The sequence below is a fragment of the Fusibacter paucivorans genome, from assembly GCF_018390735.1.
In the GTDB taxonomy this organism is placed as follows: domain Bacteria; phylum Bacillota; class Clostridia; order Peptostreptococcales; family Acidaminobacteraceae; genus Fusibacter; species Fusibacter paucivorans.
In genome coordinates this window covers 87404-109004 of the sequence record NZ_JAHBCL010000002.1, presented here as the reverse complement: position 1 = coordinate 109004, position 21601 = coordinate 87404, and the positions used below count along the sequence as shown (strand labels likewise).

Sequence of the window (21601 nt, the reverse complement as noted above, 5' to 3'; positions counted from 1 at the left end):
ATAAGTTGGACAGCATGTACAATATTTTGTACAGATACATAAAAAATTTGAATGCCTTCCTTTTCATCTCACAAAACAATATTGCATAATTCTCCTAAATTAAGGGTTAAATATAAAGTTCTCAAAACGAAAAAAAGACATCGCTTCTCCTCATTAATCAGGTTTGCGATGCCTCAAATTTCAGCCAATATCAACTTCGATTTATGCTCTTTAAATGATTTACAATTCAATATCTCGAAAAACAATCTGCCCGTCTCTGACAGTCATCATCGTACGCAGCAGTTTATTCCCATCTAACTGTCCGCCTTCCCAGTCTTCAAAATGAACGTTGCGCGATAAACACTTAATCACAGCAACATCACCGGATGCACCCGGCGAAAGGCAACCAATCTCACCGGCCATTCCCATCAGTTCCGCGGGTCTGCTGGTACATCGCTCAAAGACTTCCATAACACTCATTCCCATATTTAAATACTTTGAAAGCAAAAACATCATGTTAAAGATCTGCGGTTTTTTATAAAGGCTTTTCACCGTTAAATCCGTACTGATCACATCCGGCAAAAATCCGCTGTTAAGTGCAACCCTCGCCGTTTTAAAAGCAAAATGAAATCGCGCATTTGCCACATCAAAGATAACACCCTTTTCTCTTGCGGCAAAGACAGCATTTGCAATTTTACCATCTTCATCTAAAATCGTATTGCCAATGCCGTGGAACGCATGCGTCAGGACATCGCCGGGACGAAGCTGTTCGAGGATAGCGGCTATTGGAATTGGTGAATCAGTACAGTGAACAACAACCGGTACACCTATTTTATCTGCGAGTGCAATGGTCTGCTTTAGTGGTTTGAGTCCCATTTCTCCGACGAGGGCTTTTGAAAATCGAATTTTTAGCCCTAGCAAATCGCCGGGATACTTCTCGAAAAGGCGTTCTATCTTCGACAAATTAAAGTGTTCGGGATCAATGTTTTCATGATAACTGCTCGTGACAAGCCCAGCAGAAGACATATTGAGAAAGCATTTGATTCTGACTTTGCTGTTCGCTAAAAAACCGCGATAAGATTCGTAATTAGCACAGCCGGTACTGCCTGCATCGACAATCGTCGTTATACCAGATGTAAAGCACGTCACTTCTGCCGGAATACCAATTTCTGCTAAAGGCGACACATGCGCGTGAAAGTCCACGAGACCAGGTGTAACCAAGCACCCTTTTGCATTCACTTCCTTTTCCGATACAAGATCTTTCAAATCACCGACACTGGCTATTTTTCCGCCGTGAATAGCGACATCACATATTTTATCCAGTCCATTATAGGGGTCAATGACCCTACCGTTTCTAATAATCAAGTCAATCATCTTATCTTCCTTTTTGCAGTTTGAATACTTTTCACGTTACCATGCCTCTTGTCAATTGTCCAGTCAAGTGATACTATCCTTTGACCGATCAGCGGTATCATTTAAATAATCAGGGGTTACTTACAGATATCATCGATGAATTCACATTCTTTTTTCGCTAATTTTTCACCAACCCATTGCTTATTAGATGTGCCTTCTTTAGCCGCTTTGACTTTTTCAGCATCTTTCTCACATACAACTTTTGCTTCTGCCAATACAGCTGCTGCATCAGCTTTTGGAATAACGATAACGCCATCACCATCACCGACGAGAATATCGCCAGGCATCACTGGTACACCGCCAATTGCAATCGGAACATTCACTTCACCAGGACCTTCTTTAAAAGGGCCGCTAGGCGTATAACCGGAAGCATATACCGGCAAAGCCATTTGTGCAATTTCATCAATATCTCGAATAGCACCGTCAAAGACGAGCCCTGCAACTTTTCGCGTGCATTGCGCATATTGTGCCATGACTTCACCAATGAGCGCTCTGCTTCTATCACCTTCATTTGAAACGACAATGATATCACCTTCGCCAGCCATTTCGAGCGCTTGATGAATCATTAAGTTATCACCAGGACGCGTTTTAACGGTCAATGCGACACCAACCATGTTCTTTCCAGGGTTTGACATGCGCTTAATTTCAGGGTTTAAACCGTAAATTCTGTTCATGCAATCTTCAATATTAGCAGCCGGAATAGTTTTAAATGCTTCTATAATCTCTTTTGACGGTAATTCTCTTTTTAAATACACTCTATTGCCTACACTCATTTTCGTGCCTCCAAAATTATTTTAAATATTGTTTATTGACAACATAATTGACTTCATTGCCTCGACCAAATGCGATAATGTTGTTCACCATTAACGGCACCATGTGTACCAGCAAATCAGCAGATGTACCGCCAATATGCGGTGTTAATGTTACATTTGGCGCTGACAAAATTGGGTCGCTTGCTTGAACGGGTTCATTTTCTATACAATCTAACCCCGCACCTAAGATTTGATTTTTTTCAAGTGCTTCAATCAAATCATCCTCTTTAATAATGCCACCTCTAGAAGTATTAATAATAATTGCGGTATTTTTCATCAATGCCAGCTTGTCGCGATTGACAATGTGTTTTGTGTGTTCGTTGAGCGGTAAATGCAAGCTGATGATATCTGATGTTTTAAACAGCTCATCCATCTCAACATATGTCATACCCAGTTTTGCTTCTTCTTCTTGACTCATACGATACATATCATAGTATTGTACCGTTGCACCAAAAGCTTGGACTCTCTTTGCAACGTCTTTCCCAATATTGCCGCAACCAACTAAGCCAACAACTTTATTTAGGATACAGTATGAGCGATCAACGTAAACCGTTTTGGTCCATTCACCTTTACGCATCGCCTCATCTTGTATAATCAGGTTTCTGTAGACAGCTAAAATCTGCAATATTGCAATTTCCGATACAGCATATGCGTTTGCACCAGGAGAATTGGCAACATAAACCCCTTGTTTGCCGGCAGCTTCAATATCAACGGTGTCATAACCCGCCCCCCACTTTTGAATGAGTTTTAAATTCTGATTTCTTTCAATATCCGCTTTCGTGATTTTGAACAATCTTAAAACCATAATTTCGGCATCAGTCAGGGCTTCGTATTTTTCTTGAGTATCAATGATCTCAATTTCGAATAGGTCTTTTGGTATCATTTCGTCGAACATTTCATATGTGCCACTTGGAAAAATACCAATTAAAGCGATTTTCAAACGATTCTCTCCTTTCAACATAACGTTGCTATTATATATAGCAATTAGCATGCCAAAAGATTATGCCCTATTTTCATTGAAATTCGCCTGATTTTAGTCCGTTCTCGTGAATTATTCAACAATTCATTTCGATTTTGAAGAGGCATTAATTTCAATTTTGTGATAGCATTTCAAAAATGAAATGCAATAAAAAAGCTGTCGTTATGACGACAGCAAATCTAACTTTTTCATTTTACGCCAAAGGGTCGCTTTACTAATCCCCAGAAATTCAGCTGTCTTCTCTCGATTGCCATCATAGCGCTCCAAAGCTGCTACAATAATTTCAGCCTCCCGCTGCTCAAGATAGCGATCAATATCCAAGCCATTTCGAAGATGCATAATATCAGGTTTCTTGTTCGCTTCTGCTACTTCAACGCCATCGTCATCCCCACGGTCATTCTCAGAAGCCGCCTCATCCATTTGACTGGCAGAAGGCTTTTCACCAACCTTCAGTTGCGTGTCGACCGATAACATGTTCTCTATGATGCGAATGAGTTTTACTTCAAGATCAGACGTTTTTTGATTGCTCGGTTTTCGATCCGGCCTCAGCATATTGGCACCTTTTAACGCATCTCGAACAAGTGCTTCTGAAATCATTCCGTCTTCGCTGATGACAATCAGCCGCTCGATGACATTCGAAAGCTGTCTGATGTTTCCGGGCCAATCATAGGATTCAAAAACATCGAGTGCCTCTTTTGTAAATCGAATTTTCTTTAACGACTTTTCCTCAATGAAATAGTTTGCAAGCTCTTTAATGTCACTTCGTCGTGCTCTAAGAGGGGGGAGCTCAAGTTCTAAGACGCATAATCTAAAGTAAAGGTCTTCTCTAAAATTCCCCTTGTGGATCTCTTCTATAAGATTCTTATTTGTGGCCGCTAATATTCTTACATTAATTGGAATGATTTTATCATCGCCGATGCGAGAGACTTCTTTTTCTTGGATAACGCGAAGTAGTTTTACCTGAACATTTGTTGATATTTCCCCTATTTCATCTAAAAAAACAGTGCCATTATGTGCAAGCTCAAAAATGCCCGCTTTCCCTTCCTTGCTCGCACCTGTAAAAGCGCCTTTTACATAGCCAAACAATTCACTCTCCAAAATATTCTCTGGAAGCGCCGCACAGTTAATGGCAACGAAAGGCTGCTCACTGCGTTTAGAATAATTGTGAATACTCTGTGCAAAGATCTCCTTCCCGGTGCCGGTTTCACCATGAATCAAAACAGTGCTGTCCGCTTTCGCATATCGAGATGCCTGCCGCATCACCTGATTAATCTCAACAGATGTCCCAACGATGTCCTTAAACGTCTTTTTTGCAAAGTGTCCGATCCCGAGGTCTTTCTTTCTGATTTCATGGTCAATCGTCTGTATTTTAACTTCTTCCTGTATCGTCGCAACCGCGCCAATCGTACGGTTCTCCATTTTGATAGGCACACTGCTGACAACAATCGCTTCACTGCCAGACTTTAAAAACTCACCTAGATGTTCACTGCCATTGATCGCTGTATCCAACAAATGAGAGCTCGGGATAATTTCATTGATATGCCTTTCATTTTGATAGGCAAAAATCTTTTTCGCAATTTCATTGATATGCAAAACCTTGCCAAACTGATCAATTGCGATAATCCCTTCAGAAGTACAGTTTAAGATAGCGTTAATGGTTTCAAACTTTTCTTTTCGTTCGTGTTCTATCTTCAAGTCATGTAGTGCCTCATCAATTGATTGATTAATGGCTGCCGGGTCTGCTTCACCCATAATATGCGCAACGCCGTGTTTTTCTGCAATCCCCAATAACTGAAAACCGCCGATAAAGACTTCAATGCCCTGTTCTTTTAATTCAAGCAGCTTTGCTTCGATTTCTTCATCGCAGTTGACGATAGAGATTGGCATATCCATATTCATAATTTTAATGTAATCCGCAGCTGCTTCACATAAATTGCTATAACCGACGACGCCAATCTTATCTGAAATGAGTTTTGCCTCTTTCACAGAAAAATAAATGTCAATAAAGCCATGGCGAATATCGACTACGGGAACATCGACGCGTTCCCTAAGGTAGGTTGCGGTCCCCCCCCTGCAAATAATGACTTTCGTGCCATTTGCAATTTCACGTTGAGAAATTTGCAGCGCCGCTTCCATTGTTGCTTCAAATACCGGAAAAGGCAACGCTCGCGCAATGAGTACTTCATGTACCTTTTTTGTAACGGCAGCCGTTGTTGATATGACAATTATCTCATTATTCATCGGACAAACCTCTTTTCAACTTCATTTTCAATACCATCACACTATTTCAGTTTTCTATACAATAGCTTTTTCTCTTTGATCATACCATATTTCTATGGCAGTTTTCGATTTATCCAAATACTTTTCTCAATCTCGCAATCAGCTAATCATTGTACTGTACCATCATTTTTCGACTGATAAAAACAGCCACTACAAATCAATCAACTGTGATTTGCAATGGCTGTTTAGAGGGGGATCATGATGACGATTTATAGCGTTTCGTTTTTTTCATTTTCAATAATTTTAACGATTTCCGCTTTTTTGGCAAGCAGCATGCGTCGCCACGCACTAGGATCAATGAATTTGCTTCCATCTGTATTGGCGAAGCTTAAGAAATCATGATCGACACAATGCCCTGCGTGCGATGGCAGAACAATATCGACTTTTCGGTCAACAACTTTGTCAATACTGTTTAAATAATCAGTTTGAAGCGACACCGGCAGCTTATTCGCCGTTAGATATGCATTAGACATGACTGCTGCGCCAAGACCGCCATGCACAGCGCACTTTAGCACTTCACCATTACGCTCTATGTCGAAAAACAGTGACGAGGTACCCGGCGTATGACCCGGACAGTGAACGGGCTCAATAGAAAAATCGCCTATTTGGATCTTTTGGTTATAGTCATAATAATGGTCAATTTTAAAAGGCGGCACACGATCCTCAAAGACAATTAGATCGCGACGTTCTGTAAAGAAAAAGCCGTCCCCTTCACCAATCCACACTTCACAGCCACTGATTTCCTGAAGTGATCTCACTGCACCAACATGGTCAAAATGACCATGTGTCAATAATATTTTAGAAATATCACGCGGGTCAAATCCCAAGCGATGAATGGAATCAATGAGCAGATAAAGCGTCTCTTGCATCGCGCAATCAATTAGAACGAGTCCCTCGTCTGTATCCAGCAAAAAGATCGAAACCCAATTTGTCCCTACAAAATAAACATCATCGACGATTTTAAAAGGTGCATTATACAAATCCCAAGGATTATTCAGCATGCGAAGTGTCCGCTCTTCTAATGTTTCTTTTACTGCTTTTATCTCTTTAGACATTATGCTGACTCCTTACTTGTTTTTGAATTTCTCATCGGTTTTATAATTTGAACCCAAACTGTTCTTATAATAATAATGATGGCAACAACGAGCAATACCGCCGTAATAGGCCTCGTTACAAAAGGCATAAAAGAACCTCGACTAAGTTGAACTGCACGTCTTAAGTTTGTTTCAACCAGCGTCCCAAGTACAAATCCTAGGACAAAGCATGCACGAGGCAGTTTTACTTTTGCCATAAAGAAACCTAACAAACCAAAGACCAATAGCGTCCAAACGTCGAACATGTTGTTATTGGTTGCATAGGCACCGACAACGCAAATGGTAATAACGACTGGATATAATATTTCTCTCGGTACATCCAGCGCCTTAACGATGAGCCGAATACCATAGAATTCAACAACCACCATAATAACACTACAAATAATCAACGCTGCGAAAATAAGATAGACGAGATCACCACTTGTTTTAAAGAGCATCGGTCCCGCTACGAGACCGTGGATCATAAAAGCGCCTAGAAGCATCGCGGTTGGCCCATCACCGGGAATACCGAGTGCTAGAAGCGGGATCATTGCGCCACCGATAGAGGCATTGTTCGAAGATTCCGAAGCGACGATACCGTCCATGATACCCGTCCCGAACTTTTCAGGATGTTTCGATGTCTTCTGCACCGCAACATATGCCACTTGATTCGCCAGTGAGCCGCCCATTCCCGGCAAAAAGCCTACGACAGTACCGATGGTCGAAGCAACGATAAAGTTTTTCGCTTGTCCCAGCATTTCCTTCATTGAAAAGCCAAAGCCTTTAATATGTTCTCGCTCCTGTTGGTCAATTTTATCCGCCGAAATTGGTTTCACAACATTCAACATAATTTCAGTTACAGCAAACATACCGATGACGGCCGGCAGAAGGGTAAAACCATTCATCAACTGAATATTGCCAAATGTAAACCTGACAACACCATCTATTGGCGCCATGCCAATTGTCGAAAAAGCAATGCCCAGAAAGCCTGCTAAAAGGCCTTTAAATATATTTTGACCACTGACACTGGCAATTAATGTCAAAGCCATAAAAGAAAGTGCAAAGTATTCAAATGGCTGTAAGGTAATGGCAAAACTCGCCAATACAGGTGCAGCAAAGATCATAATCGCAAGGCCAAAGACCGTTCCCAGAAACGAAAACATGACGCCAATGCCAAGTGCTCGGTGAGCCTGACCGTTTTTTGCCATTGGATGACCATCATAAGTCGTCGCAATCGACATTGCAGATCCTGGAATATTAATCAAAATAGCAGACACTAACCCACCAGAGACGCCGCCAATATATAATGCCACTAATAGTGCAAATGATTCATAAGTACTAAGACCAAACGTAACCGGCAAAAAGAGCGCAATGGCCATTGTTGAACTGAGACCTGGGATAGCCCCAAAGAGTATGCCGACAACGACACCTACAAACATCAGAATAATATTTTTTGCGGTCAACAGCGCAACCGCACCACCTATAAGTGCTGTCATTAGCCAATCACCCCTTTTAAAAATCCTAATGGTAACTTAACGTAGATGAATCGGTCAAATAAATAGTAACATGATACCGAAATCGTTATCGCAACGATAAAATAAGTTTTGTGTTTCCAACCACGTCTTTCCACCATATAATACATACTAAAGACTAAATAGATAATCGCCGCTATAATAAAGCTTAATCGCGTCATTAAAAAGATAAAGATTGCAATACTCAAAACGGCTATAAAAGAACGTTTAAAGCCTATAATAGACGCGGCTAATACATCGCCACTTGGCAGCGTCTCCCTGTTTGCGTTTATTTTCTTTATGCCTTGCAAAGCGATTATAATTCCCAGAACAATCAAAATGCCAAATGTCAGTTTTGGTACAAATTGCGCACTGTCTAATGATGTTATTGACTGAGATGATATTTTTAAGTGAGATGCATTGACATATAGCAAAGCAGATGCGCCAGCTACGAGAACACCCATGACAATATCACTGTACAGGTGAAAGGCACATATGATTGAACTAATCAGTGCGTCAATCCTTTTCGCCATAATTTATTACCTCCAAAAATCACGTAATCTTTTTTAAAGCAGCTTAGATCGATTCATCCAAGCTGCTCTAAACACTATTTTGAATATCTAGCCAAAGTTGGCTGTCGTATTATTATTCAGTATATTTTTCAAAGACCTTTGCAGATTCATCAAGTTCAGCTTGCGTTTCTTCCACTGTAAGCCCAGCGCCAACTGCAAAATTCATACCCATCATTTTTTCGCGATAGTCATCTTTATCAAATATTTCAGACAGTATCGCATTGAATTTTTTGATAACCTCTGGATCTGTCCCTTTTGGTGCAACAACATAGGCTCCTTGACTTGGGAATACAAGGTCATACCCTTCTTCTTCAAATGTTGGTACATCAGGGATAAATTCATTGCGCTCAGGTGCTGCGATTCCCAAATATCTAAAATCTCCTGATTCTAAATATGGTTTTGTTACGGCAGCGTTTGAAATAATAAAATCAACTTGTTCGCCAAGAAGCGCTGTATTTCTTTCTGCTGAGTTTCCTGCATCGACACAGTACATTTCAGAGCCAAGCATATCTTCAATAGCGAGCATGTAAAGGTATGGGTAGCCCGTCATTGAAATACCGCCTGTTATAGACTGCGGATCAGCCTTAATGGCTTCAAATAAATCTGCTAGTGTTTGATAAGGGGAATCGCCTCTGACGATAATACCCGTTGTACGATCTGCTGTAATTGATGTCACTGGGTCAAACGCTTCATGACCATATGGCAAATCACCTTGGGCCTTTGATATTAAAAGTCCTGTAATTGCCATTGCATAATTATAGCCATTCGGTTCTTGGGTACGTACCATTTCATAACCGGAAAGCCCTGACATATTTGTAATAACAACTGGGGCACCCGTTGCTTCCGTTATATATTCGCCTAACGTTCTAGAGAAAATATCGGTTGCACCGCCTGCAGATGCCGGTACCATAATGTTAATTGGCTGATTTGGCCACTCATCTGCTGCATTTTCAGTTTCAGCTGGCTGCTCAGTTGATTCGGTCGTTTCAGTTGTTGCGGGAGTCTCAGCTTTTGGTTGGTCAGGTGTGCTTTGACTACACGCAGTCATCATCATCATTAGTACAATCAATCCTAATACCAATACTTTTTTGTTGATTAATTTGCCCATCATAAACCTCTCTTTGCATTTTAATTTTCAAATACCAAATATGAATTTACAACATTTAAGACATGTTTCTTTCTAATAATGAGAACTTGGCCCTTCTGGTTGTCTACACTGCCAAATGCATAGCCATTTCTTTGATGCATCAACATCCCAATTTAATCAATGCTTTCATTAGCCAAACCTTATAGCCTCACATCTTGCTTAGATAACATGTCAGTATTAACATCGTTTGAAACACTTTTCCCCCTTTCAATAGACGTTACTAAAATATAATTGCAAAATTGATGCCAATTTCAATTTTTAGCTTAATCTATTGAAAATACAATGTCCTCATATCAGATATGTTAATTTTGTGTCATGATAATTTCACGATTGAAACCACGACATTTCACATTTGAATGTTTTGACGCCGCTCTTTATCGGTTTTATTATCTAAGATAGTATCAGCATCGTTTCTGACACTATTGATTGTAACATGCTGGGGCGACGCCGCCTAGCAATTTTCGCCTTATTATACTCTCAGAATCCTTGAAAACAGCGGCGATTTGGACTCAGGCAAAGAGGTTAATCTGCTTTGTATGCAGTTTCTCAAATTTTGTGACATTGTTGTCAAACCGCTTTTAACTACTAATAAAAAAATACATCCCAACAAAAAATAGAGCACCATTTAACAGTAACAGCCTTGTGAATTAACTGCTTGTTAAATAGTGCTTCATTCTTTTTCTATTGAAGTAATTGTTATAAAGAACTTATTCCTGAGCTTCTGAATCTTCAGGTGCGAATACATCATTGACAACGCTCACTGCCGATAATGTCAGTGGTGTCCACATATAGGGCATACACTGCGTTATGGCCGCCATAATTGCTTCTTGTGAGAATCCGACATTGCGCGTACCAAAAACATGAGCACGCAGTTGATCGGCGCCCGTATTCGCTAAAATGCACATGGTTAACATTTCGCGTGTCTCAAGATCAATTGTACCGCGTGTGTAAAAGTCACCAAAGCACCATTCTGTCACATATACTGAAATATCATCCTGAACAGTATCTTTGTCACGGCGCATAAATGCGCCAAACACAGCTGCTTGTGCTTCATTTCCGGCAGTATAGCGCATATCGTCTTCAATGATTGTCTGAGGCGTCAGCGGCATCTCAATTTCATTTTCTTTAAATGCTTCTGTAACCGCATAGACCGCTTCATAAGTTGTTGCAATGCCGACGTAAGGCGTACAATGATAAACAGCTTCCATCACTTCTTCAGGTGTTAATCCCGCTTTAACAGCACCGACAGCATGCAGTTTTAACAGTTCATAGGAACGATTTGTTGTCAGTGAAACCAGTGCAATCATTTCTTTTTGCTTAAAATCCAGCAAATCACTTTGATTGAAGATATCACCGTAAATAAAATTATTAATGCTGTCTACATATTCCGGATTATCAACATTCATCGTTGACGTCAGGTCGCCAAACAGCAAATCGTAATTAACTTTTGCCTGCTCAGTACGCGCCGTCGTTTCAAGTGGTGTCCACACACTTCCTTCAACAGCAACCTCCGTTTCCATCATTGTATCGTTTGCCGCTGCATTTTCGGATACCGTCTGTGCTGTCGCCGCCGCACCAAATCCGGCATTGGCTATAACCATACTGAATACTGTAAAACTGATAACAAAACGCTTAAAAAATTTCATTTGAACCTCCTCATTCATCATATCTGTTTTATTTCATCCATCAGTTTATTGAAACGCTAAATCGACTACCCAGCCGGATATTAGCGAAAAAATAGCTCATTCTCTTCATGATTTGCCTCCAATTTGTCATTGTGTTTCATACACATTCGTTTACTGAAAGTATAGCGGGCAAATGTGAGGAAGATGTGAGAGCAGCTGCTTATCTACTGCCTGCAGCAATAATCCATAACGTTTAATGCTTCGTGTATTAAACGTTATGAATTGTATCGCAAAAAGCCTCGATTCTTCTGACGATAAGAATCGAGGCTTTTCAATCACTGCTTCTCAAAATGAGCGGTATTTGTACCAGATGTTTATTCTACAGGCACTTTGTACGACCTTTTTATACAACTTATTCTGCATACAGCTGTCTAAAAATTACTTGTCTTCCTTGACCATTACCACTTTTGTCAATGGCCATTTGTCGAAGAACGTGTTCAGGAACAGCATTGGCATCATATACAGGAACTGACCTGCAATAAGGCCCAGCGTCGGATACCCGAGTCCCATATCATTGGCACCAAATGGCAGATAAGTGTATGTCTTCATCCAAAAGACACCGAAAATTGACCCGAGGACAAGAACAATCAGCAATCTGGTTAAAACGCGCGGCACTTCATTTGGCATCTTTTCTTTATCAGGAAAGTCGAAGAACTGATGATGCCATGTCAAACCAACTGTAATAATAGAAAGTACAAACGACGTTACCACCAAGTCAACGGGCTGACCATTTAATAAATCCAACGGTCCTAAAACGACTCTTAGTGCAGCACGCATGACAAATGCCATGACAAAGGCAATCGCAAAACCGATAAAACCTCTTGCCGGCTGTTCTTTTGCAAAGATTTTTGCCGGATATCCTTCTGTACAAATAACCGGAAACAGAAACCAGACGATAAAACACTGACACCATGCCAAAACCGATGGGAACGAGCCCATTGGCTGTATGACAGCAGCTTCACCTGCAAGCTGAAACTTAAGAAATGAAGGCACAAACATGGCGAACCAGACAAGTAGTGCCGCTACGGTTGAAGTCATCATAGCGCCAAAGCTATCCCAAGGTGCGCCCGCTTTCGTGAATGGCCATTTGCCAAAGAGTGCAACGTATGCAATTTGGCAGATGAGTACAGGTACTGCATAGAAGTTTGCAGCCGCCCATCCCTCTGTTGCCAGCGCAACTTCTGCTGCTGTCTTCGGCATCAGCATAATGCCTAGATTAAACGGTTTCCACCATATGCCAATAAGACCTACAAGAATGAAATAGCCCAAAATACCTGATAAAAATGCGAGGATACTGTAGCGGAAACCGGCAGCAGGCTGACTGTGCGTTTTTGCATACTTACCGTAATTACTAAAGATAAGTGTAAACCAGATCCAAGAATTAATGGACATCCAGAAGAAAGTCCCTTCAGTGACATCTTTGATATATGCACTCGCCGCAGCCGGTTCACACTGCGCTAAACCCGTTGCAGCGAGCACTGAGATAATGCTTTTAGCGATCAGCCCCCAAATCGGCCAAAAAACCGATGCAATTACCGTCGCCAAAAGGACGGCGATAACGCCGCTCACAAGAGGATTCTTAAATCTTCTTTCGATTTGATATGTGTTCATTTCACCCCAACCTTTCAATTTGTCTTCATACCCCTATAAAGAACAAACGCTTGTGAACACATATTGCAAATCCGATGCCAAAACACGAAAGCGTTGGAAATGCCAAGGCATTATTCAAACACCGTATTATCCTATCAAAAAACTGTTCAAATTTCTGTACATTTTTCCAATGAGAATCCAATTCTCAGGACAATGCCGATCCTCAAACGATTCATTCCGTACTCTTGACTGTTTCTATTTAAAAACAGCGCCTAATGTGTACCTTGAATAATCTGAATGTCATGCACTTCCAAATATGACGCTATATCGGTTATGACTGAGCAACGCTGCCCATTTGTAACGGTGCATTTCCCAATGTGTACGGCATGGGGTTTAAGGGCAACAACTGCTTCAATTTTTTCGAGAAAAGCAGCGTCTTTTTGATAGTCACACTGGCATCCGTTGCAGTGCCAGAAAGCAACGACTTCAACAGCCTCATCGCGATACCGTTCAAATGACGCCATTCGGCTGTTCAGTGCTTTGAAACATGCTGCGCCGCTACATACGGCGGTTGCTTCCAAACATGATAAAATTGCAATGCGTTTCATGATCCACCCCTCGTTTATATGATATGCGTTTTATTGGACGGCAAAAATGCCAGCATGCGGCAACCGCTTTCAGGATCCGTCATATGCTTAACACGAACACCATATACTTTTTCGATCATCGCTTCTGTCAATGCATCCTCAGGTTTGCCGTGCCCTACAATCCTGCCGGCGTCCATAATATAAACGTAGTCACAATACATCATAGCAAGGTTTAAATCGTGAATCGCGGCAACAACCGTCATTTTCATTGACTTAACGAGTTCCAGCATTTGAAGCTGGTATTTTATATCGAGGTGATTGGTTGGTTCATCCAATATAAGGCACTGTGTTTTTTGTGCCAGCGCTCTTGCTAGAATGACACGCTGCTGTTCGCCACCGGATAGACTGGCAAACAAGCGTTCCTTAAATGTACCCATCTGAACGCGATCAAGTGCATCATTGACAATTCTAAAATCCTCGGCGTGATCCCTTTCCAATGCACGTTTATGTGGTGCACGTCCCATCATCACCACTTCTCCCACCGTGAAATCAAAGTCCTGATGATTGTGCTGTGCAACGACTGCCAGTTTCTGCGCCGACTGCCGATAGCTCATTTTTAATGCATTGGCATCATCTAAAAAGACAGTACCCGCTTTTGGTTTTAACACCCGATAAACCGTTTTCAAGAACGTCGACTTCCCGCATCCGTTGGGCCCAACAATACCGACAAAGGCGTTATCCGCTGCATGCAGTGTCAGCGACTTGACGATTTCCTTATCATCCAGCGTTACATTTATATTTTCACAGGTTAATTTCACGATTTCCCGCCTCCAAATCCGTATTGTCTGCGTACGAGCATGTAGATAAAAAATGGTGAGCCAAACATAGAAACAAATATCCCGATGGGAAGTTCGGTGTAGGGAATCACAATCCTCGACAATACATCTGCCCAGATCATAAAAATCGCACCAAAGCAAAAGGCAATGGGCATATTTTTTTTATGATCCGTTCCAAAGAGCATTCTGGCAAAATGCGGCATCATCAAACCGACAAAGCCAATCATGCCCGATGCAAAGACAATAAAACCAATCATCAAGGATGTGATAATCATATAATACTGTCTTGGTGCATGCAGTGATATCCCAAGGGTAATGCCCACTTCATCACCTAGCAGCATCATATTCAGGGTGCGATACTGCGTCATGAAAAAGAACATGCCTGCAAAGACGACGATATAAATCCAAATGACATTGGACCACTTCGCCCCGCCTAGACTTCCCATCAGCCAAAAGGTAATATCTTGGATACCATCCTTGTCATTTGCCACATAGACAATGAAGCTTGAAAACGACGAGAAAACTGCATTGACCGCAAGACCTGACAGTAAAAGTTTTACGGGATTTGCCCTTGATCCTGTATTGGCAATGGTTAAAACGAGAATGGATGCGGAGAATGCGCCGATAAAGGCGACAATCCCCACATAATTCTCTCCAAAAAATGTGCCCACGCCAAGCAGTATAGCAACGGTAGCCCCCAGTGACGCACCAGATGAGATGCCCAGCAGATAAGGATCCGCCAGCGGGTTTCTCACCAATGCCTGCATAACAATACCGCAAATCGCCAGTCCACCACCGACGGCAACGGCAAGCATTATCCTCGGTAATCTAATCAGCCAGATTACATCGTGGATTGCACCGGATGCGTAGTCTGCAAGCGCAGACGGATGAAAGCACTCATACCAGATAACGCGATAGACATCTTTTGCATGGATCGTCGTCGATCCAATGGCAACAGCCAATCCAACCGATATCACAATACCGACAATCAGCAGCAATACGGTCAGACCATAACCAATTCTTAAACGCATCTTTTTCATTTTTACATTTTCTTCAGCAGTCGATTCCTTCAAGTGAACAGTACCTTCTGCCAATTTATCTTGCTTTGTCGTCATCATCTATTCGCTCATCGACGGATAAATACCTTCTGCCAATCGATTGATGCCGTCTAATGTCCGCGTACCGCTGCAATACATTTCGCCAAGGGAAATGGCATAAACGCGGTTGTTTTGAATAGCCGTAAGACTTTGGTATTTTGGATCATCCACTAATTTTGAAACCGCAGCTTCAGCATCGGCAATACTATCCGAACTTCCGAAATAGACGGTAAAGATCACATCAGGATTCGTCTCAATTAAGTCTTCACTACTCATATGGTTTTCTGGTGCAACGACGAGGTCCGCGCCAAGCTGCTTAATCATATCGCCGCCAAGTGTATTATCACCGTAAACACGAATGCCGTCCTTTTCAACTTCCATCAAAAGTACACTTGGCTTCACATCCATTTCTCCAGCTTTTTTCGCAACTTGTTCAACAGCTTCACGCATTTCTGCTACAATGGCTTCTGCTTTATCCGTTACATTGAAAATAATCCCCAAATTAAGAATATCCGTATATTCATTTTCGAGTACTCTTTCAGGCGCACATCCAGAATTGAGCATAATATAGGTTTGAATATCGCGATCATGCCAGTAAGTTACTTCCCCTAACCGTTTATCACTAAAATAAGAATACCAGCTCAAAATAAAATCGGGTTCGAGCATGATAACACTTTCTTTATCCGGCGTAAATTCTGTAAGATAATTCACCTTTTCAAATGCAGACTGGTAATCTGCCTTCACATCTTGGTCCAGACCTGCGCCAGCGACAATTCGCTCTTCTAGCCCTAGTGCCAGCAGTGTCTCAATAGAATCCTGATAGACGGCAAATACTTTTTCAGGTGCCTTTTCAAACGTTACTTCAATGGGTTCTTTTGCATACGTATACGTCGTTACCGTCACTGGGTAATACGAATCATCGCCTTCAGAAGACGCTGACGTTTCATTTGAAGCACTTTCACTTTGAGCGGCATCGCTTTCAGCAGGAGTGCTTTCAGCTGGGGTGTTCTCTGCGGGGGAACTTTCAGGTACTGGGGTCTCACTTTTTGCACCGCATCCTGTCATGCCAAAGATCAGGACCAATACAAGTGCGACACTAAACATTGTTTTTTTCATTATATCCTCCTCAAATCATACTGATAACAAAATGAAATCGCAATGCTGTCGGATGGCGGAAAACGTCTTATCTAAATAAAAAAACTGCACATCGGTATGATGGCAGCTTATAAGAATCTAAAAGAAACAGACCTTGATTGCCCTCTATCATCCGTAGAGTTTTCAGCAAATCAATACAGGCAGGTCTTCTGACTTAAGCATCTTCATTATTTGCGCCTTCCCATCTTTAGAAGACAGTGGCATTTGCAAACGACTCAGCTATTACAGCAGCGGGACTGTGCAGGAATTTCACCTGACTTCCCTATTATCCGCAAGGAATGAGCGGACCTATATTGGCGTTATTCATTTTTACTAAGTAGATTGTATCTCGTTTCACCGTTGCAGTCAATTAGGAAAAAGCTATAATTCACTAATACAGCCTGTTCGCGCGTTTTTATCCCCTTTTAGCGGTTATAAACGTCATGTATGCCGTCATAAAACTTTGACGGTCGTGGCAATCCAATTTCCGATAGATATTTTGAACGTGTTTTTTAAGGGTTGCTTCTGAAATAAAAAGCGATTCTGCAATACTGCGATTGTCCATACCTTGAATCATCTTCAGCGCTACGTGTGATTCACGAGGTGTCAGGGCATAAGCAAGCAAAAACGGCGTCGCAGTACGTTCAGAATCCCAGTCCGATCGCAAGGTATTCACTGGGGAACGATCATCACCTGCCAATTGTGTTTGTTCAGGCTCTTCCGATTTTATAACGGCGCCTTCCGGTTTGCCCTGATAAAAATGAATAATCAAATAGACAAAACCCGCATAGATTCCCGGTACAAATGCTTCAGCCAGCGCGTTCAAACCACTTAATGCCGCCGATAACAAAAGCAGTAAGCTCGCTAGTGCCCCCGCATACAGCACGCCTGTGCCAAAAGCGTCCAACCATCGAGTGCTGTCACGCCTACGGCTGGCTGCTAGAATTACGCCGCCTCCCAAAACTGTTATCAGCGGCAATGGCTGGATCAGAATGCCAATATTTATTTTAAAAAGTGTGATGACGACGATCAAATAGACAATCGGTCCCATCCATTTCAAATGATTAAACTGCATCTGCTCACCTAATCCATCGTTTTAAGCACAGCTTCCGCTTTAGCGCGAATCGGCAATAAAATGGTTATAAAAATAAGGCCATAAAATAATATGATAAAATCGACAGAAAGAGAGGGCAAAATACTTTCGATTGTTGAGAGTTGTGCCAAAATTGTTATACCGCCCGCGAGTACACCCAAAAACGATGAAACCAGAATCGTACGAATCCCCAATGTCACTGCAATCACAATTTTATGAATTTCCATTTTAGAAAACATCACTTCTCGCTGATTCATCAGTTTAAAGCCATTCACAAAATCTTTTATGAGTCCAGATGCCATCAACACCGGAATCGTCATTCCCAGTATAACGATAACGCTTGGAAAATCAATGTAGAGCGCGTAACCAGAAGCTACAAAAGTCAAAAAGACGACAAAAGCTAGAAAAATACCAATTCCAATTAAATACATCATTATTACCTCCTAGAATAATATAATCGTTCCTTTTGACACATCATAACGCAACCGCCGCTGCTTCGACTATACACCAGCGGGCGTATTTCAAGCGTATTATCACATATTATAGGCGTATTTTCGTATATTACAAGCATAATTCCGCGTAGCACAGGCATATTATGGCATATTATTCCATATTACAGACATATTTTCGTATCATCCCATTTATGCAAAAAACATCTGCGCATTGGCGCAGATGTTTAACTGGTCAGACTCAGTCTGTCAATTGAGGAAATTGTCAATAATGCAATTGTCTCAATTATTTATTTTATGATGACTGCGAATTTCAAAAGATAAAGAACTGGTAAATACAGACTGCAACGAGAACCATTGCAATCCCCACCAGCATACTCTTCATAAACATTTTGACAATGCGCATCAAATTTTGTCGCTCTTCAGGTGTCCGTTTATACTTTGACATGGTCATCCGCCCCTGCTTTCATGTTAAAACAATCTTTCAAAAAAATCAACGGGTTCCGTCTGAGATCGTTTTAACAAGTCATCAAGCGCAGATCTGTCGTAATAGGTTTCACCCTTCATGACACCTTCAATTTTCTGTGTTGCTGTGATATCTTCAAGTGGGTTGCCGTTTAGCAAGAGCAGATCTGAATCAAAGCCTACACGTACTTGTCCTTTGCAATCCGAAAGCCCTATATAGGCCGCGGGATTAACCGTAGCCATCCTTAAGACATCCCCGTTGGTTTGACCATAGAGGTGTACCAATTTATAGAGTTCATCATGCAGTGAAAAACCAGCAATCATACCGGGATACATCGTGTCGCTGCCTGCCATGACGCGTTTTGAATGCGCCATAAAAGTTTTGCCGCGATTAATAACGACGTTAATGTCCGGTTTCATACCACGTCTTTTATAGCCTTCGATGATTTTCTCATTTTTAGCTTCCCAAAAGTCGCGAATTTTTTGCGGCACATACTCATAATGCGGCAAATCCGTCAGCTTCTTCCTATTCCACACATAATCCGGCAACGTTTCACAGACAACTTGTGTTGGACAAAACCACATGCCGGCTTCTGCTAAATAGGCAATCGATTCCGGATCATTCGGTAAACTGCTGCTGTGCTCGCAGCAGTGGTAACCCCAGTCGCACAATGTCTTGTGATCAACATGATAGCTCATGTGGCCGCAGACTTTAATCCCTCGTTCACGGGCGTGCGCCATTAAAGCTTCCAAATGTTCCGGTAAAATAGCAGGGTATGTTTTTACCCATCGGTAACCTTCGGCGATGGTATCATCAACCGCCTTGATCGCTTCTTCCTTTGTTGCGATATATCGGTATGTCGGTGATTTATCTATCGCCTCTGAACCATCGTATATTGGCCCGGATGCATAGACATTAGGCCCAATATGCTCACCACGTTCAATGGAAGCGGCAAAAGCCATGGCCATTTCGCCACCACTTAAATGACGAATCCCCGTAATACCATTGGCGATGAACAAGTAACTCATTTCACTTGAGTTGAGATGCGCATGTGCATCAAATAGCGAGGGCATTAAATAACGCCCTTCGCCTTTGACAATTCGCACATCTTTTTCAGAATAATTTGGTGCATGTTTTACCAATTTTATAATTTTACCCTTATCCGTCAGAACGTCAACGTTCTCTAGAACCTCATCGCCCTGCATGGTAAGGACATTGGTATTTTGAATTAAAATCATGACCGCTCCTAATCAACTGTTAGCAATATCTGTTGTTGTCAAAATGCAAATGCTGATTTTATCAATCATTTACTACCATGTAAAATCGTAAATACGGTAGCGTCCTTCAAGAACAAATGGATGGCATGTCAGTTCATCACTATGTGCATATAACCCAATGCTATTGTAAAGAACAACGTAGACAGCATCTTCTTGAACTTTTGTGAAAATCGCATTGTATAGGTCAAAACGTTTAACCGGATCAACTTCTTTTGCAGCCTCATCAAAGAGTTTGTCAATTTCAGGGTTTGAGTAACGAACATTATTCGCAGCACCAATAAATTGTGATTGGAATGCCATCGCATATTGTTGCGTTGAACCTTCAAGACTCATCGACAGCATTGTAATGCCGCATTCGCCATTCATTAGTTTGTCAATATAAGCATTGAATTCCAAGATTTCAAGTGTTACATTGAGACCAACTTCTGCTAAGTCGCTTTGGATAACTTGTGCTTGCGTGCTGTAAGATTCTGCAATGTACATAACACCTAAATCATAAGGCGTCGTAATCCCTGCTTCGGCAAGCAGTTGTTTTGCTTTTTCAGGATCATAGGTATATTCCGGCTGATCTTCGGAGTAACCAAATCGCAGTGGGCTCAAAATATTGGAATTGACTATACCAAGTCCATCCATTGCAAGATTGATGAGTTTTTCTCTGTCAATGGCATAAGAGACTGCTTGTCTAAATTTCACGTCATTATATGGTGCTTTATCATAGTTCATTGATATAAAACCAAATCGAGACATAGGAACTTGTTCAATGACAATGCCGTCAACGCCTTCAAGGTTGGCGTAATTTGATTCCGTAATATCGGAAAAATCAATTTCACCTGTTTGAAGTGCAATGGCTACCGTTGTATCATCCGTAAGAACTTTATACGTTACATCTTTAATGGCTGGTGCCCCTTCGTAGTAGCCTTCATAACCTTTTAAGACGATTTTGCTGCCGGCATCATGTGAAACGAATTGATATGGGCCTGACCCAATTGGATTATTGGCAAATGTCATCTCATCAACAGAATCGTGGTATGCTTTTGAAGCGATTTTAATGCTGATAACATTTTCTAAAAACGGCGAATACATCTCATCCGTCTTGAACGCGATTGTATATGGATCAATCACTTCAATGGATGAAAGACCGTCTACCAACGACCCCTGGAATTTTGAAGCCTGATACAGCTCTGCTGAGAATTTTACATCTTCCGCTGTAACCGGAGTACCGTCATGGAATGTTGCATCTTCTCTAAGATGGAAAGTGTACACGAGCCCATCTTCGCTGATCTCATAGCTTTCGGCAATTCTCGGTACATAAAAGCCTGATCCGTCATGTGCAATGTCCATCAATTTGTCATAAATCTGATCCGTAATGTCCATTTCCGGTGTCGTACTCGTATCGGATGGGTGCAGTGTTGTCACGTCTGATTGGACAGCGAGGACAATTGAATCCTTGACAGCACCGGCTGCCTCCCCACCAGATGATGCAGCTGTATTGCTCGATTCATTTGATTGCGCTTCTCCTGCCGGTTCACTTGACGAACCGCCACATGCTGTCAGCGCTACAAGCAGCACTGAAATCATCAGCATTAACATTAAATTTCTTTTCATAGTATCCCCCTCATGG

The 21601-nt window shown here is 41.7% G+C and carries 19 protein-coding genes and 1 riboswitch; all 19 genes read right to left on the bottom strand.

The window, feature by feature from the left end:
• Nucleotides 1-219 precede the first annotated feature (219 nt).
• Nucleotides 220-1353 (bottom strand): amidohydrolase family protein, encoded by a 1134-nt coding sequence (locus tag KHM83_RS01755; RefSeq protein ID WP_213235178.1) that lies wholly within the window; start codon nt 1351-1353, stop codon nt 220-222.
• Between the two features lie 116 nt (nt 1354-1469).
• Complete coding sequence (locus KHM83_RS01750) at nt 1470-2165, bottom strand: RraA family protein (RefSeq protein ID WP_213235177.1); 696 nt, start codon at nt 2163-2165, stop codon at nt 1470-1472.
• Nucleotides 2166-2181: 16 nt separating this feature from the next.
• A complete protein-coding gene (locus tag KHM83_RS01745) occupies nt 2182-3144 on the bottom strand; it encodes a 2-hydroxyacid dehydrogenase (protein ID WP_213235176.1) in 963 nt (320 codons plus the stop codon).
• A 201-nt stretch (nt 3145-3345) separates the two neighbouring features.
• Nucleotides 3346-5424 (bottom strand): sigma 54-interacting transcriptional regulator, encoded by a 2079-nt coding sequence (locus KHM83_RS01740; RefSeq protein ID WP_213235175.1) that lies wholly within the window; start codon nt 5422-5424, stop codon nt 3346-3348.
• 248 nt (nt 5425-5672) lie between these two features.
• Nucleotides 5673-6518, bottom strand: a complete 846-nt coding sequence (locus KHM83_RS01735; RefSeq protein WP_213235174.1) for an MBL fold metallo-hydrolase — start codon at nt 6516-6518, stop codon at nt 5673-5675.
• Nucleotides 6518-8032 carry a tripartite tricarboxylate transporter permease gene (locus KHM83_RS01730; protein ID WP_213235173.1) on the bottom strand — a complete coding sequence of 505 codons (1515 nt, stop codon included), beginning with the start codon at nt 8030-8032 and terminating at the stop codon, nt 6518-6520. Before KHM83_RS01730 ends, KHM83_RS01735 begins: the two co-directional genes overlap by 1 nt.
• Nucleotides 8032-8580 carry a tripartite tricarboxylate transporter TctB family protein gene (locus KHM83_RS01725; RefSeq protein WP_213235172.1) on the bottom strand — a complete coding sequence of 183 codons (549 nt, stop codon included), beginning with the start codon at nt 8578-8580 and terminating at the stop codon, nt 8032-8034. Before KHM83_RS01725 ends, KHM83_RS01730 begins: the two co-directional genes overlap by 1 nt.
• A 112-nt stretch (nt 8581-8692) precedes the next feature.
• A complete protein-coding gene (locus tag KHM83_RS01720; protein WP_213235171.1) occupies nt 8693-9730 on the bottom strand; it encodes a tripartite tricarboxylate transporter substrate binding protein in 1038 nt (345 codons plus the stop codon).
• Nucleotides 9731-10473: 743 nt separating this feature from the next.
• Nucleotides 10474-11412 (bottom strand): carboxymuconolactone decarboxylase family protein, encoded by a 939-nt coding sequence (locus KHM83_RS01715; protein ID WP_213235170.1) that lies wholly within the window; start codon nt 11410-11412, stop codon nt 10474-10476.
• Nucleotides 11413-11829: 417 nt separating this feature from the next.
• Nucleotides 11830-13062 (bottom strand): hypothetical protein, encoded by a 1233-nt coding sequence (locus KHM83_RS01710; protein WP_213235169.1) that lies wholly within the window; start codon nt 13060-13062, stop codon nt 11830-11832.
• 251 nt (nt 13063-13313) lie between these two features.
• A complete protein-coding gene (locus KHM83_RS01705; RefSeq protein ID WP_213235168.1) occupies nt 13314-13649 on the bottom strand; it encodes a CGGC domain-containing protein in 336 nt (111 codons plus the stop codon).
• A 14-nt stretch (nt 13650-13663) separates the two neighbouring features.
• Complete coding sequence (locus KHM83_RS01700) at nt 13664-14446, bottom strand: ABC transporter ATP-binding protein (RefSeq protein ID WP_213235167.1); 783 nt, start codon at nt 14444-14446, stop codon at nt 13664-13666.
• Entirely contained in the window at nt 14443-15582 is a 1140-nt protein-coding gene (locus tag KHM83_RS01695; protein ID WP_343213095.1) for a FecCD family ABC transporter permease, read from the bottom strand. The genes KHM83_RS01700 and KHM83_RS01695 overlap by 4 nt, the downstream gene beginning before the upstream one ends.
• The gene (locus tag KHM83_RS01690) at nt 15583-16677 is read right to left on the bottom strand and encodes an ABC transporter substrate-binding protein (RefSeq protein ID WP_213235166.1); all 1095 of its coding nucleotides are present in this window, start codon (nt 16675-16677) and stop codon (nt 15583-15585) included.
• 161 nt (nt 16678-16838) lie between these two features.
• A riboswitch (cobalamin riboswitch) is annotated at nt 16839-17023 on the bottom strand.
• Nucleotides 17024-17110: 87 nt separating this feature from the next.
• Nucleotides 17111-17770, bottom strand: coding sequence for a response regulator transcription factor (locus KHM83_RS01685; protein WP_213235165.1), 660 nt, complete (start codon nt 17768-17770; stop codon nt 17111-17113).
• Nucleotides 17771-17778: 8 nt separating this feature from the next.
• Nucleotides 17779-18222, bottom strand: coding sequence for a hypothetical protein (locus KHM83_RS01680; protein ID WP_213235164.1), 444 nt, complete (start codon nt 18220-18222; stop codon nt 17779-17781).
• A 328-nt stretch (nt 18223-18550) separates the two neighbouring features.
• Complete coding sequence (locus tag KHM83_RS19825) at nt 18551-18685, bottom strand: hypothetical protein (protein WP_281415016.1); 135 nt, start codon at nt 18683-18685, stop codon at nt 18551-18553.
• A 23-nt stretch (nt 18686-18708) separates the two neighbouring features.
• A complete protein-coding gene (locus tag KHM83_RS01675) occupies nt 18709-19941 on the bottom strand; it encodes an amidohydrolase family protein (RefSeq protein ID WP_213235163.1) in 1233 nt (410 codons plus the stop codon).
• Nucleotides 19942-20013: 72 nt separating this feature from the next.
• The gene (locus tag KHM83_RS01670; protein WP_213235162.1) at nt 20014-21585 is read right to left on the bottom strand and encodes an ABC transporter substrate-binding protein; all 1572 of its coding nucleotides are present in this window, start codon (nt 21583-21585) and stop codon (nt 20014-20016) included.
• Nucleotides 21586-21601: the final 16 nt, after the last annotated feature.